We start from the raw sequence: 13,330 nt of genomic DNA, 5'->3' as shown, positions 1-13,330 counted from the left end.
GGACAAAATGTCACCCAAGGTAAAATATCTGTAGTAACCTCTTACTACCACGGATGCCATAGAACTTGGTAAGTTGATGCAATCGTAACGACAAGGAGAGAACGACATGGCTAAGGTATTAATTATTGCCGGTGATTTTGTAGAAGACTATGAACTTATGGTGCCATTTCAGGCACTTGGCATGGTGGGCCATCAGGTGAGTGTGGTCTGTCCCGAGAAATCAGCCGGCGACAAGATAAAAACGGCTATCCATGATTTTGAAGGCGACCAGACCTATACGGAGAAACCGGGCCACCTGTTTGCACTGAATGCCGATTTTGCTGGCACTAACGCCGATAATTTTGATGCACTATTGCTGCCAGGCGGTCGTGCACCTGAATATCTGCGGCTCAATCCACAAGTCATCGCGCTGGTGCAAGCATTTGCCCAGGATCAGAAACCGATTGCCGCCATCTGTCACGGCGCGCAATTATTGGCGGCCGCCAAGGTCATTAAAGACAAGAAAATCTCCGCCTATCCCGCCTGTGCGCCAGAAGTGGCATTAGCTGGTGCCGAATATGCCAACATCGAAGTCGATCAGGCCGTTACTGACGGTTTATTTGTGACCGCGCCAGCCTGGCCTGCGCATCCCGCTTGGCTAGCGCAGTTCAACAAACTGCTAGCTTAGACTAAAGGGGTAATGACATTTGCCGCCCCCAGATTAGGCTGGAGCTTCCGGCCAGTTTGGGGGCGCAATATGTGTGAAATCTATTCCGGCACAGAAGCCGAACTGTTTGAACTGCAATCCCGCTCAGTGCGGATTGATGGCGTGGTCACGAGCATTCGCCTCGAAGCAGTATTTTGGAAAGTGATTGAAGATATTGCCAAAGACGCCAGCATTTCGGTGGCAGAATTTCTCACCCGCATCCACCGGGAAGTACTACTGAAACGCGGTGACGTTGGGAATTTCACGTCACTGTTGCGTGTTGCTTGCACCACGTATCTCAATGGTGGCAAACGGTTAACGCTATGATCAGGTTTTACGTTGCGTCACCCTAAACAAACGCCGCGGCAAACGTCCTTCAGTAAACTCCTCTACTGCCGCTGCCTGGTATCCCTGCGCCAGCAGCGCGACCTTGTCGCGACTGAAGAAGTGCACAATAAAACCATTGTTTTCATACATATCATCACCGCGATGGATGCCTTTTCCATAATCCGCATCTCCGGTGTGACGCACGGTATAAATGTGCAAACCGCCTGGACGCAGCACCCGCAAGACTTCACGGGATAACTGTTGCAGCTCCGCCGTTGTCAGTGCCATACAAAACAGCATATGCGAAAAACATGCATCGACACTATTATCGTCTAACGGTAATGGCAGGCGTACATCATGACATGTCAGGTTAATCCGTGACGCCAACCCATTTTGCTCAGCCTTGGCATTGATGGCTGCGACACCACTGGCAGAGTAATCCAGCACACTGACAGCAAAGCCATTAGCGGCAAAAAACAAAGTATCACGCCCCTGACCTGCGCCCAGTTCCAGCAACTGCGACTTCCCTTCATGCTGCAAGCGTACCGCCGCCCACTGTGCCGGTGCGCTAGCGGCACCGCCAAACATATCGCTGTTGCGGCCAAAACTATTGTCCCAGTGTTGCCGCTGCGCATTTAGAATATCGTCCAACTACCACCTCGATTATCATTGTTCGCGGTTATCTTTGATCCGATCATCTGATAAACGCCAAAGCAATACAGTGAGTTACCACCAATGTTGCTACAAAAAACACGACAGCAATGACCCAATAGCCATTACCTTACTCACGGCAGAATTACTGGCGATAAAGCCTCTACCGTGCTGCCACCAGCAAATATTTACCTTTAATAAGCGACATGTATGCACGCCATGATTTTGAACTCAGGCAGATAACGTCTTGATAACCCACAATTCGTTAAGTATGCTAACGGCCAAACCCAAGGGTGGCAACCTCACAATCGTGCGGTTGTTATACCACTACAACTGTGACCCTAGAAAAGTTCTGAGGGTAAGCATTCGCTAAGATTTGTTGTCAATAATATCGTGCAACGAGATATTCAGACATACATAAAAATGGGGGAGAACACAGACCCACCATTTTCTTATGATGGAAGATTAGCAATTATACATGGATTTGATTGTTTTATATGGAGATTTTTGTGAACAACAAAGTTAGTATCTGCTATGTTGCATATGGAAAGAAACTTGAAATATGTCAACAATTATACTTTTCAATTTTATCTTTACTAAAATATGACACCCGAAAATTTGATATTCATATTTTAACGGATAGCCCAGAATATTTTGTTAGACTTTCGGAATATTGTCATATTACTGTTATGACCTCACAGAACATTACCGACTGGAGTGGTCAATATGACTATCATTTCCGGATTAAACTAAAAGCATTAAAACTATTAACAGAGGTATCCCCCGATACAGATATTCTGTTCTTTGATTCGGATACTTTCCATTACGCCGCACCTGATACATTAATTACAGCACTGCGACAAGGACATGCTATTTTTCACTGTAATGAAGGTTTACTGGCAAAAAACCGTGATAATTCACTTTGGTCGCCTTTAAAATATAAAAAATTCGCCAACATTGAAATTAACGACAAAACTTATATGTATAATTCAGGCGTCGTTGGGCTTCCCGCATCACAGGCCAACGACATCTTGCATCAGGCCATTACTGCATGCGATCAAATGTGTCGCAACTTGCAAAAAAAAGGAGTTGTAGAACAATTGGCTATTTCTGCTGTCGCCCAAACAAAATTAGACTGCAAATTTGCAGATAAGTATGTTTTACATTATTGGGGTAATAAATCACAGTGGAATGAATTAATTCGCAAACATATGACTGAGGTTCTTTTAAGAAATTATAATATTACCGAAGAATTATCCTTACTATCTAGTTTCGATCCAATTAAGATCCCTATTTATAAAAGAACACAGATTAATAATCAACGCTTAAAGTCTCTCGCCGATGTAATGTTTCCCAAAATACGAGCCAAGTATTTCTCACCTTTAGAGCAAACGAACTTAGCAAGCAGCCATTGCCAACTCAAGCCAGTGAAGAAGTGATACCTAAACTGTCATCAGTATTGATTGACGGGTACCGCCTCGAGCCATAGCCGATTACTACGGCGCTTTGGCAAACGACCAGTGTGTCTGAATGATCTGCCAGCCACTGGCTGTTTGTCGATAAACTTCAGTACAGTTCCAATAATGGCTACCTTTGGCATTGGTTGAGATGAAGTTAAAAGTCAGCACGGCGGCAGTGCCAAGCAACTGCACTTTGGGATTGAGCATCTGATAATGATCAGCATGAATTTTGCCGCACAGCTTTTCATAGTAAGTGGTCAGCGCCGCTTTACCATCTAGCCGCTGCGATAAAAAGGGATCAAAGTACACCACATCGTCAGCCGCCAGTTGCAGGAATCCAGATGGATCACCACTTTCCCATAAAGCCAGAGCCGCTTGTTCATAGGCGATTATGGTCGCTTCCGGCGTAACTGTCGCCGCCATTGCTGGACTTAGCGTTGCCCAAAAAAGCAGGCAGCCTGTTAACCAAGATTTCATATCGACGCCTTGTCATCATCAACCAGTGTGCTAGCTAATCTAACGGCTTTTGCCTGATGGTTTATTTAAAAAAGTCACATTCTGAAACTTAAGTGAGCACCACCTCTGGCATCAGTAAGCTAGACAACCACGCGTCTACAGATACTTTGGGACTTATTCGTTATGACGTTGCAGTGGTAACCAAAATGTCTCATGAGAAACCGTGACTTTTTTGTCGGTAAACCGCAGCGAATGCGCTCGCCGTTCAAACGCAATAGTTGCACTCAAGCTGCCCGTTTGAGTGGTATAACTAATCAGACACAACGGCCATTTGTCGGCGGTTTGTGCCTAGGACGATAATTTTTGTCGAGTCTCAGTCACTCACACTCATCACAAAAAGAGCAAGCAAGTGAAAGAGTTGTGAAATACAAACCCACTTGCCGTTGTGTTACCACTGCATCGTGGCAAGACAAGAAAAGCAATGTGCTAGTGCAATACTCAGCTGGTAATACTGCTCTTGTTGGGCGTATCAACTTTCAACTGGGCAAACTTATAGCGCTTTTTACTTTGCTTACCTGCAGCGTCAGTATCCACAACAGTCAACTTATCGTCGTTGATAACAAAGGTAAGCTGATCATCAGTATCACGGGTCTTCCACGGGCCTTTTGCGGTTGCCCAGATCGTCTGGGCACCTTCAATTTTGCAGCGGTAAATATCGTGCTTCCAACTATCTTGCTCATGATAAGAAACATAAACCAGCTTGCCGTTAACGTCATCCACACTAAAAATCGATGGGTTTTTATCCAATGCAGTTGCCACAGAAGCACGACAGATCTCAGCATCGGTAAATGGGCCTTTATCGTTGCTGCAGCCTGCTAACATACTCACCAGTAGTAGCGGTGACAGCCCGATTAAAGTTGCGCGGGTGAACATAACTCCTCCATAAAATACGGCAATGAAGCGCATCATGTTGACCAATAGCCTCTAGCAACCTCACTGCAGCGTGATTGTTGAATTTTTAGTCTCTGCTCATCTGCCGCAAAAATAAATCAGAGAAACATGTCTTTTTGTTAATGTTCCGCTACGGATCCAGTCATCGGAGACTTCAACAACTGCCATTTTCTTATCGGCTTTTATCTCCGGCGAATCTGCTGCCATCGCAGTACCTGATAGCACATTGAGCATCGCTGCCGTCATCGCACTGCTAGCAAAACGACGGGACAAAATGGGGGGTTAGACGCGGAGAGGTATAACGGCATAAATAGTATTCTCACTTAGATATTAATGATAGTGATTATCTATTTCATTTTCTGGGTAATATGAATTGCAACGAAATAAGCCAATATTTCAAATGAATTCATCATGCCTTGATATCAGTTGTTAAAAGCTTTTCTCTTCAATCCCATTAATCAACAAAAACTCATTTATTGATTTCCCGTCACACAACAGCCATAGCCAGCCCTGTTAGCTTGTTTCATAGACGCTTTATTTGCCATTTGAGCCACATACGCCTAGTCTTTTTTAAGAATGTGTGCCACGGCGTTGAGCCCATAACCGACGTTGACCTAGCACGATCGCGCTCAAAGATTTCTACTGAAAAAAGGAAGAACACGTCGTGAATTTTCACCCCCATTATGCAAGTAGTGAGTCAACAGATCCGGTCGCGGCCGTTGCCGAATTTGCTCGTCAAATAGGCACCGAAGGCATCAATACTGTTATTTTTTTCTGCTCCCCAGACTACAACTTAGAAATACTGGGGCAGGAGCTGAAAAATACCTTCAACTGCGCCTGTATAGGTTGCACTTCATCTGGTCAGATTGGCAGCGAAGGCTTCCAACATTCGGGATTAGTCGGTATTGGCTTGGGTCCAGACTTCCACACCCGGCCGTTCATGATCCAACCTTTGGCGGAATACGCCGAGGTGGTGGCTGAAATCGCTGAAACCATTCGTTGTGATAGTGCTACCAGACCCAATCTGCAGCGTTTTAGCCTACTGCTAGTTGATGGTCTCTCAATGGCAGAAGAGCGCCTTGTTGCGAACCTCTACCAACAGATAGGTAATGTACCTATTATTGGCGGCTCCGCTGGCGATGATCTGCGATTCGAGAGAACCTATGTTTATGATGGCAATGGGAAATTTATTTCCGATGCGGCAGTATTTGCCGTTGTCGAAACCAATGCGCCCATCGCCTCGTTCAAGGTTCAGCATTTTGAAGCAGGCGAAGTAGAGCTCGTCATCACCGAGGCCGATGCCGAGAAGCGACTTATCATCGAGATAAACGGTGAGCCCGCTGCGCAGGTTTATGCGGAAGCCTTGGGGCTGACCGTGCAGGAATTAACCCCTACCGTTTTTTCCCGCAACCCGTTGGTGCTTTCCTTCGGCGACGAGCCCTATGTCCGTTCCATACAAAAATGGAACGAAGATCTGTCCCTCACATGCTATTGCGCCATAGAAGAAGGTCTGATTGTCGCCATCGGCAAAGCAAAAGATCCTGCGCGCACCTTAAAACAAGCCTTCGATAAGGTTCACGAGACAATTCCAGAGCCTTCAGTGATTATTGGCTGCGATTGTATCTTACGGCGGCTTCAGTTTGAGCAGGAAGGGCTAGAGCAGCAGATTGGTAACATAATGGTGCAGAACCGAGTGGTGGGTTTTTCCACCTACGGCGAACAGTACAACGGCTTGCACGTAAACCAAACATTCACCGGAATTGCCATTGGAGGGAAACATCTTGCTTGAAAATAGCACTCCCGCAGTGGCGATGGATGACTTAACCGCTTATTACGAGCGCAAACTCGCAGCACGCGATAAGACCATCGATGTGCTCAAACGTCGTATTGCACGAGAGGCTATGCACAGTCACGCCACCCCCTTTGCTATTCTGGAACAGAACGTGGGTCTGGAGAAAGTAGTCGCTCGCAAGACACTTGAGTTAGAGAATGAACGACATGCGTTAGAAAAAGCCCTGACCGAATTGCGCCTCACCCAAGCTCAGTTGCTGCAGGCTCAAAAAATGGAGTCGATAGGCCAACTCGCGGCAGGCATTGCGCACGAAATTAACACACCGACCCAATATGTGTCCGACAATGTCGGTTTCGTTAAAACCGCCACAGTTTCGCTGTTAAATCTTTTGGACTCAGCGCTGAAGCTGGCCGAGGTTGCACGGGAAAAAATGGCGGATGAGCCTGCCGTGGCGCAGTTCGATGCGGAGCTCAAGCACACTAAATTGGCATTTTTGCGTAGCCAGATCCCCAGCGCCATCGACGAATCACTGGAGGGGCTCACTCGCATTGCTAAAATCGTTTCCGCCATGAAGGAATTTTCCCATCCATCCAAGGGCGAGAAGGAATTTATCAATGTCAGCGAAGTTATCAACACCACGATAACCGTTGCGCGCAATGAATGGAAATACGTGGCAGAGCTTGATACCGACTTTGAAGACGACTTGCCGCAACTGCCGTGCCTGCGCGATATGATAGCGCAAGCGATACTCAATCTCGTGGTAAATGCTGCCCACGCCATCGCCGACACCATCCAAGAGGGGGTCAGAGAAAAAGGCCACATCCTCGTATCAGCGGTGCGCAAAGGCGAGTATATAGAGATCCGCGTCAAAGACGATGGCAGCGGTATACCGGCGGGGATCCGCGGCCGTATTTTCGATCCTTTCTTCACGACCAAAGCCGTAGGTAAAGGTACAGGGCAAGGTCTCGCCATTGTCTATTCCACCGTGGTAGACAAACATAATGGGCAGATCCGTTGCGAGTCCGAAGAAGGGGTCGGTACAACATTTATTATGCAACTGCCTATTCACTGCCATAAAGAGGAAAACTCCGCATGCAAGTGATGTTTGTCGATGACGAAAGTCGGGTGCTATCCGGTATTGAACGAGCCTTGATCTTACAAGACAACAAATGGGAATACCGCTTCGCAAATAGCGGTCAAGAAGCCCTTGCGATGCTGGAGGAAGTGCCTGCTGACGTAGTGGTGTCTGACATGAGAATGCCATTCATGGATGGTGCTGAATTGCTCAGCGAGGTACGTAAACGCTGGCCTGGCACCATACGGATCATTCTGTCCGGTTATTCTGAACCCGATGCAACCTTGCGGATGTTGGATGTAGCCCATCGATTTGTTTCTAAACCCTATGACAGTAAAGCGCTGCTGAAGATGGTGGGCAGTGCTTTAGATTTACGAAACATGTTTAAAGATCCAGCGGTGGTTGACGCCGTTGGCCGCATTAGCCAATTGCCTGCGGCTCCCAAAGTGTTCACTGAAATAAGTCGTCTTCTGGCCGACCCTAACAGCGAGATCCGCCATATCGCAGAACTGCTGGGCAGTGACCCAGCCTTAAGCGTCAAGATCATGCAGCTTGCTAATTCCGCCTATTTCTCCAGAGGCCACCACATTCATGACATCGGCAATGCCATCACCCAATTGGGGCTGGATCAGGTAAAGTTACTGGTCTTGGCTTCTCAGGTGTTTGCCGATGCCCAGAGTGTCCCCTATGTGGAACAATTGCAACAGAGCGCGCTGCTCGCATCCAACCTAGCGGCACATATTTCTAGCCGCCAAGGCGTCGAAGCCACTGCAGCCCTGCTTGCCCGCATTGCATTGTTACTCCCAGAACTGAGAAAGCCCACTTATGAACCCGCCACAACTCTTGGAAACATTCCCATTCACGCAGCCGTAGGAGCATATCTGCTGGCCTTATGGGGGCTACCTATGGATATTGTGGAAGCGGTGGCACATCACGTACAGCCCGCGCAATCGGGAGAAAAAGCCTTCGGGGTAATAGGTGTCGTGCATGTGGCGGTTTGTCTTGCCAACAACAGTGTCCCCGATCTTGACTACCTAGAACAAACTGGTGTGCTAAACCACCTGCCCTTATGGCAGAAAATGGTGGCCCAGACACAGGAAATGCTGAATGAGTGAAACCTTACCTCGCGTGCTTTGCGTAGATGATGAGCCCAACGTATTAGCCGCTATGGAGCGAAACTTATTCGATGAATTTGACGTGGAGGTAGCGAACAGCGGTGAAGCCGGCCTCCAAGCAATTCACCAAGGCGAGCGTTTTGCAGTGATCATTTCCGATATGCGCATGCCAAACATGGATGGTGCCACGTTTCTGTCAAAAGCACGTGAAGTCTCCCCGGACAGCGTGCGGATCCTACTAACTGGGCAAGCCGATGTGGAGTCTTCCATTGCGGCCATCAACAAAGGCGCCATCTTCCGCTACCTTTGTAAACCTTGTTCCAAAGAGGCGCTGGTTGCGTCTATCAACGATGCCGTCAGACAATATCGCCTTGTTCGTGCCGAAAAGGAGTTGCTCGCCACCACGCTTGCAGCCTCGGTTAAAACATTAACGGAAGTGCTTGCCATGGTGGCCCCTTGGGCTTTCCAACGTTCAGCTTTCGCGCAGTCGTGTGTCCGCCACGCGTTGGTCAAACTGAATTGGCCCGATGGTTGGCTTTACACTATTGCCGCCGCGTTAAGCCAAATTGGCTGTGTTGGCATTCCAGCGGAGATAGTCCAGGCGGATGCCGCTCAGCGCAAACTCTCTGAAGATGAGCAGAGACTGCTACAGGAACATCCCGATGTTGCGAGCCGTTTAGTAAAATGCATTCCTCGTCTTGAGCTGGTAGCCGAAATCATTCGCCACCAAGCCAAGGAAGCTGCAACTGATGCTCCCATTGAAGTCTGCCGTGGCGCGCACTTGTTACGAGCTGCCCTCGAATTGGAACGTCACGCAACGCTGGGGCGTCTAAATGTCGACCGTCCAGCAGAAATCCTGCGCACGGTGCGGCCGGCGTTGCCAGAATACATTATTAAAGCCTTGGCGGACTTTCGCGTTAACGTGACCAATGTCCGCAATGTGTATATTCGAGAGTTAACGCCGGGCTGGGTGTTAGATGAAGACATCCGTACAACCAAAGGCTTAATGGTGCTCACTAAGGGACATGAACTCACTGACACCGCTATCTCGGCGCTGCAACGCTTGCTTGCGGCCAACGCCATCAAAGAACCTATTCGGGTACGCTAAACCACTGAATATTGCCAATTTTTATAGTGTTATCACTATGATAAACCGCCACTCACAAAGGAAATGTTATCATCTTTGTATGGCAAATAGATACCGCAGCGCCTATGGCCCTTTGCACCAATACGGATGCGAGTAATGGAAAAGGCGTAAGTGCATCCGACTTACGCCTGACAATTACCCACTTTACCTAGGAACTTTTTAACTCTGACAATTTATATTGATTGCTATGCTTTTGGCCGTTGGCATTCGTCTCGGTAATAGTGAGCTGATTATAGTTAGCAATATAGGAGATTTGCCCTGCTGCTTGGTTTTGCCACTGCCCCTTGGTTGGTGCCCACAATACATGGTCACCATCGAGCCGACAGCGATAGATACTTTGCGATGAATCAGTGGGATCGGTGTAAGACACGTAAACCAACTTACCGTTTTTATCCACCAGACTAATGGTAGAAAGATCATGCTGTAACGCTGTCGCCATCGTAGCTTTACAGATTTCAGTGGCGGAAAACTTGCTTTGGGTCTGCACGGTATCATCACATCCAGCCACTAACAGCACTACCGTTAATGATGAAAGAGCAACCCAAATTTTACCTAATGCCATATACCCTCCTGGAATCAGCAGCAAAGCCCGCTAATAACGTGAGACATTGCCGTCAAATAAGTACATTTGTGCCCACAGGCATAAACGACGGCGGCAACAAGCATGTCAGCAAATATCAGGCTTGTGCTAAGTCACGCCCTTCAAGCGTGTACGCGATACAGCCGAAACCAATGTCTACAACACAGCAATACTTCCGAAAATACACCACAACTTCCACAATTGTGCCTGGGTAGTGAACTCGGTTATGCCCTGGCAATCCGCGAGGCATATCACCTATAGACTAAGGACTAATAGCCACCAGTGATGACTTATTAAAAATATGTGAACACGATATGAAATCGTCTGAAATTGAGAGAGGAGCTCAGCACACGCAACATATCCCCTTCGCTAAATCACTCGCGCCACAAAAGCTAAAGCATATTGCTCAACCTTCGTGCTGCAATATCTGCCGGATAGCAGGCAAAAATACCGTGATATCAATGACCGAAAAGGGCAATGCCTCACAGCCTCGCTACCTTCTAAGCAATGACCTTGACAGTACCGAAAGAGGAAGCGATTGCCTGCTGACGCATAGATTTTAGTTGCAGGTAAGCACCTTAGTGACACTAGAATTGACAGCCATTCTTGCGCTATTGGCGAAAACACTTGTGTTGAATTCGCGATTGCCTGAAAAATCCGCTTTTCAAAACCCTTATCATGACTGTTTATCAAGGTCGAACCACTCATCCAGCTATTAATCAATTTATTACGGCATAGACGTCAGTATTTTAATGAGGCTAAAAGTCGTCTAGTGAAGTAGTGGCGATTCAGACTACGAGCTCATTTCGACAAAGAATCGTTTTTCACCAAGCCTTTATAGCTGGCTTTTACATAGCCGAACTGGCGCTTCACTCTGCTGTAAGTTGTCCAACTGACTTAAATCATGTGCATTCGCGGAGTTGATCACCAAGCTATGGGTTAAGCCGCTTTTGGCATCAACGCCAATGTGGGCTTTTATCCCAAAGTGTCACTTATTGCCTTTTTGAGTTTGGCACATATCGCTGTCACGTTGGTTTTGCTTATTTTGGGTCGAGCTTGGTACTTTAATAATGGTTGTATCCATTAAAGTGCCTTGCAACATCATGACACTGCATTCGCTGAGCCATTGGTAAATGGGGCTGAATATCTCACGGGCCAGCTTATGTTGCTCTAACAGATGGTGAAAATTCATGATGGTCGTGCGGTCTGGCATGGCGCTATCTAAGGATAGATGTGCAAACAAGCGCATTGATGCAATTTCATAGAGGGCATCTTCCATGGCACCATCGCTTAGGTTGTACCTGCGCTGCAGGCAGTGGATACGCAACATGGTGCCAATGGGTAAGGACGGCGGTCATTACCCGCTTTAGGGTAAACAAGTTCGATAACAGTAAGGAGTTTTGCCCAAGGAAGGCTCGCATCCATCCGCGATGGGAAGATTTCTTTACGCGTCTAACGGCCTTTTTACTGGAAAATTCACTATCGGCAAATGTGAGTTAGTGTTCCATGATCTGACCGATTCCTTGGCAAACTGGATGAGTACATGAGCTCACATCTGGGACTTATTACCTTCCCTAGTTAGTGCAAGTGACTATCAATCTGCTGTTGCAGCGCCTCGCTCAAGGCTTGCACGGTCGGATCATGGCGACTGCTGTCATCGCGCACAAAATACAGTGGGGTTGAGCGGCTGTTCATCCCAATGCTCGCTAACGTACCATCTGCCAATAAGGGTGCCACTTGCTGCTGCGGCAACCAGCCAAAACCCAATTGATTTACCACAGCTCCAATCGCGGCATCAATCGAAGTGAAGTACCAAGATTCCTGTGCTGCCGGATACTGATGGCTGAGCTGCTGACTCTGCTTATCCACCACTTGGATCATCGGATAGCTAGCCAACTGCGAGCGGCGCAGTTCCTGCGTGACCTGCAACAGCGGATGCTGACTATGTGCCACACAAATAAACTGCACATCCATCACGAACTGCTTTTCTAACGCACTGGTTGGCGGCAAGCTGATCAAATACAAATCGCCCGCTTGCTGCTGTAGCTGCAAGATCCCTTCATCTTTGACCGATTCCTTCACATGTACTTGGGTCTGCTTATATTGCTGATGAAACGCCTTCAGCCCCGCAAATAACCACGCTTGTGGAAACATGCTATCCACCACCAAATTAACCACTGCTCGCCGTCCGGCATGAATCGCGTCAGCGCGCAGTTCCAAATCATGAAAACCGTTGAGCAATAGTTGCGCCTGTGCCAATAAGGCCGAGCCCGCCTCGGTCAATACCAAGCGACGCCCCTGTAGTTGCAACAACTCCACCCCCAAGCGCTGCTGTAGCTGGTTGAGCTGATAACTCACCGCCGGTTGACTGCGGTGATGATGCTCAGCGGCACTGGCGATACTGCCATGTTCAATCACGGCTGCAAACAGTTGCCATTGTTCAATGCTGGTCTTAAACATATAAAATTTCTTTATGTATTTTATTTAAAAATTACGTTTTTTATAAAAATATAAAATGATTAAGCTAACCACAAGTTAAATAAACAGCACATAAGAGGTAAGAATATGTTTGATAAAAATGATGTAAGCGGTCTTGTAGGCAAACATCTGGTGTATACCTATGACAATGGCTGGAACTACGAAATTTATGTAAAAAATGCCAACACCATGGACTACCGCATCCACAGTGGTATCGTTGGTAATCGTTGGGTCAGAGACCAAAAAATCTATCTGGTACGCGTTGCCAGCGATGTGTATAAAATCTCCTGGACGGAGCCAACTGGCACCGATGTTAGCTTAATCGTCAACTTGGCAGACAAAGTATTCCACGGCACCATCTTCTTCCCACGTTGGATTATTAATAATCCAGAAAAAACCGTCTGCTTCCAAAATGACCATATTGCGCAGATGAATGCGTACCGTGATGCGGGGCCAGCGTACCCAACTGTCGTAATCGATGAATTCGCCACCATCACCTTTGTACGTGACTGCGGCGAAAATAATGAAGAAGTGATTAACTGCGCAGCCAGCGAATTACCAAAGGATTTTCCTAATAACCTGAAATAACAGGATATTAGAAAATAGTATCATT

The 13,330-nt window shown here is 47.4% G+C and carries 14 protein-coding genes and 1 pseudogene; 8 read left to right on the top strand and 7 right to left on the bottom strand.

Annotated features, from left to right (window positions below; genetic code table 11):
- The first annotated feature begins 106 nt into the window (after positions 1-106).
- Together IE064_RS05430 and IE064_RS05425 are read left to right on the top strand one after the other, a co-directional pair.
- Positions 107-667, top strand: a complete 561-nt coding sequence (locus IE064_RS05430) for a DJ-1/PfpI family protein (protein WP_189616979.1) — start codon at positions 107-109, stop codon at positions 665-667.
- Between the two features lie 12 nt (positions 668-679).
- Positions 680-1,012 (top strand): ribbon-helix-helix domain-containing protein, encoded by a 333-nt coding sequence (locus tag IE064_RS05425; RefSeq protein ID WP_229799866.1) that lies wholly within the window; start codon positions 680-682, stop codon positions 1,010-1,012.
- Here IE064_RS05425 and IE064_RS05420 read toward each other — a convergent pair whose 3' ends face one another.
- Positions 1,013-1,663, bottom strand: a complete 651-nt coding sequence (locus IE064_RS05420) for a class I SAM-dependent methyltransferase (protein WP_229799865.1) — start codon at positions 1,661-1,663, stop codon at positions 1,013-1,015.
- Positions 1,664-2,172: 509 nt separating this feature from the next.
- Between IE064_RS05420 and IE064_RS05415 the strand changes: the two genes are divergently transcribed.
- The gene (locus IE064_RS05415) at positions 2,173-3,102 is read left to right on the top strand and encodes a hypothetical protein (protein WP_189616978.1); all 930 of its coding nucleotides are present in this window, start codon (positions 2,173-2,175) and stop codon (positions 3,100-3,102) included.
- A 57-nt stretch (positions 3,103-3,159) separates the two neighbouring features.
- Here the strand turns inward: IE064_RS05415 and IE064_RS05410 are convergent, their stop codons facing one another.
- The 3 genes from IE064_RS05410 to IE064_RS05400 all read right to left on the bottom strand — a co-directional run bounded on the left by IE064_RS05410 (position 3,160) and on the right by IE064_RS05400 (position 4,776).
- Positions 3,160-3,600 carry a YybH family protein gene (locus IE064_RS05410; RefSeq protein WP_229799864.1) on the bottom strand — a complete coding sequence of 147 codons (441 nt, stop codon included), beginning with the start codon at positions 3,598-3,600 and terminating at the stop codon, positions 3,160-3,162.
- Between the two features lie 477 nt (positions 3,601-4,077).
- Positions 4,078-4,512, bottom strand: a complete 435-nt coding sequence (locus IE064_RS05405; protein WP_189616977.1) for a hypothetical protein — start codon at positions 4,510-4,512, stop codon at positions 4,078-4,080.
- 96 nt (positions 4,513-4,608) lie between these two features.
- Positions 4,609-4,776, bottom strand: a complete 168-nt coding sequence (locus tag IE064_RS05400) for a hypothetical protein (RefSeq protein WP_189616976.1) — start codon at positions 4,774-4,776, stop codon at positions 4,609-4,611.
- Between the two features lie 418 nt (positions 4,777-5,194).
- Here IE064_RS05400 and IE064_RS05395 point away from each other — a divergent pair, with 418 nt between their 5' ends.
- Genes IE064_RS05395 through IE064_RS05380 form a run of 4 tightly spaced genes read left to right on the top strand, consistent with a single transcriptional unit; the run spans position 5,195 to position 9,620 of the window.
- Entirely contained in the window at positions 5,195-6,319 is a 1,125-nt protein-coding gene (locus IE064_RS05395; protein WP_189616975.1) for an FIST N-terminal domain-containing protein, read from the top strand.
- Positions 6,297-7,424, top strand: a complete 1,128-nt coding sequence (locus tag IE064_RS05390) for a sensor histidine kinase (RefSeq protein ID WP_229799863.1) — start codon at positions 6,297-6,299, stop codon at positions 7,422-7,424. Before IE064_RS05395 ends, IE064_RS05390 begins: the two co-directional genes overlap by 23 nt.
- Positions 7,415-8,512 carry an HDOD domain-containing protein gene (locus IE064_RS05385; protein WP_189616974.1) on the top strand — a complete coding sequence of 366 codons (1,098 nt, stop codon included), beginning with the start codon at positions 7,415-7,417 and terminating at the stop codon, positions 8,510-8,512. The genes IE064_RS05390 and IE064_RS05385 overlap by 10 nt, the downstream gene beginning before the upstream one ends.
- Positions 8,505-9,620 (top strand): response regulator, encoded by a 1,116-nt coding sequence (locus IE064_RS05380; RefSeq protein ID WP_189616973.1) that lies wholly within the window; start codon positions 8,505-8,507, stop codon positions 9,618-9,620. The genes IE064_RS05385 and IE064_RS05380 overlap by 8 nt, the downstream gene beginning before the upstream one ends.
- A gap of 187 nt (positions 9,621-9,807) precedes the next feature.
- Here the strand turns inward: IE064_RS05380 and IE064_RS05375 are convergent, their stop codons facing one another.
- The 3 genes and pseudogenes from IE064_RS05375 to IE064_RS05365 all read right to left on the bottom strand — a co-directional run bounded on the left by IE064_RS05375 (position 9,808) and on the right by IE064_RS05365 (position 12,699).
- Positions 9,808-10,221 carry a hypothetical protein gene (locus IE064_RS05375; protein ID WP_189616972.1) on the bottom strand — a complete coding sequence of 138 codons (414 nt, stop codon included), beginning with the start codon at positions 10,219-10,221 and terminating at the stop codon, positions 9,808-9,810.
- 825 nt (positions 10,222-11,046) lie between these two features.
- Positions 11,047-11,735 (bottom strand): annotated as a pseudogene (locus tag IE064_RS05370) (IS5 family transposase); the annotation flags it as partial.
- Positions 11,736-11,817: 82 nt separating this feature from the next.
- Entirely contained in the window at positions 11,818-12,699 is an 882-nt protein-coding gene (locus IE064_RS05365; protein ID WP_189616971.1) for a LysR family transcriptional regulator, read from the bottom strand.
- 105 nt (positions 12,700-12,804) lie between these two features.
- Here IE064_RS05365 and IE064_RS05360 point away from each other — a divergent pair, with 105 nt between their 5' ends.
- A complete protein-coding gene (locus IE064_RS05360; RefSeq protein ID WP_133037289.1) occupies positions 12,805-13,305 on the top strand; it encodes a phenolic acid decarboxylase in 501 nt (166 codons plus the stop codon).
- Positions 13,306-13,330 lie beyond the last annotated feature (25 nt).

This window comes from Shewanella fodinae (genome assembly GCF_014651955.1).
Taxonomy (GTDB): Bacteria; Pseudomonadota; Gammaproteobacteria; order Enterobacterales; family Shewanellaceae; genus Shewanella; species Shewanella fodinae.
This window is presented reverse-complemented; position numbering and strand designations above follow the sequence as displayed.

Excerpts from the sequence above, each read along its gene's own strand:
- IE064_RS05430 (WP_189616979.1), top strand. The coding sequence starts at position 107 with ATGGCTAAGGTATTAATTATTGCCGGTGATTTTGTAGAAGACTATGAA.
- IE064_RS05425 (WP_229799866.1), top strand. The coding sequence starts at position 680 with ATGACATTTGCCGCCCCCAGATTAGGCTGGAGCTTCCGGCCAGTTTGG.
- IE064_RS05410 (WP_229799864.1), bottom strand. The coding sequence starts at position 3,600 with ATGAAATCTTGGTTAACAGGCTGCCTGCTTTTTTGGGCAACGCTAAGT.
- IE064_RS05405 (WP_189616977.1), bottom strand. The coding sequence starts at position 4,512 with ATGTTCACCCGCGCAACTTTAATCGGGCTGTCACCGCTACTACTGGTG.
- IE064_RS05400 (WP_189616976.1), bottom strand. The coding sequence starts at position 4,776 with ATGACGGCAGCGATGCTCAATGTGCTATCAGGTACTGCGATGGCAGCA.
- IE064_RS05385 (WP_189616974.1), top strand. The coding sequence starts at position 7,415 with ATGCAAGTGATGTTTGTCGATGACGAAAGTCGGGTGCTATCCGGTATT.
- IE064_RS05380 (WP_189616973.1), top strand. The coding sequence starts at position 8,505 with ATGAGTGAAACCTTACCTCGCGTGCTTTGCGTAGATGATGAGCCCAAC.
- IE064_RS05375 (WP_189616972.1), bottom strand. The coding sequence starts at position 10,221 with ATGGCATTAGGTAAAATTTGGGTTGCTCTTTCATCATTAACGGTAGTG.
- IE064_RS05365 (WP_189616971.1), bottom strand. The coding sequence starts at position 12,699 with ATGTTTAAGACCAGCATTGAACAATGGCAACTGTTTGCAGCCGTGATT.
- IE064_RS05360 (WP_133037289.1), top strand. The coding sequence starts at position 12,805 with ATGTTTGATAAAAATGATGTAAGCGGTCTTGTAGGCAAACATCTGGTG.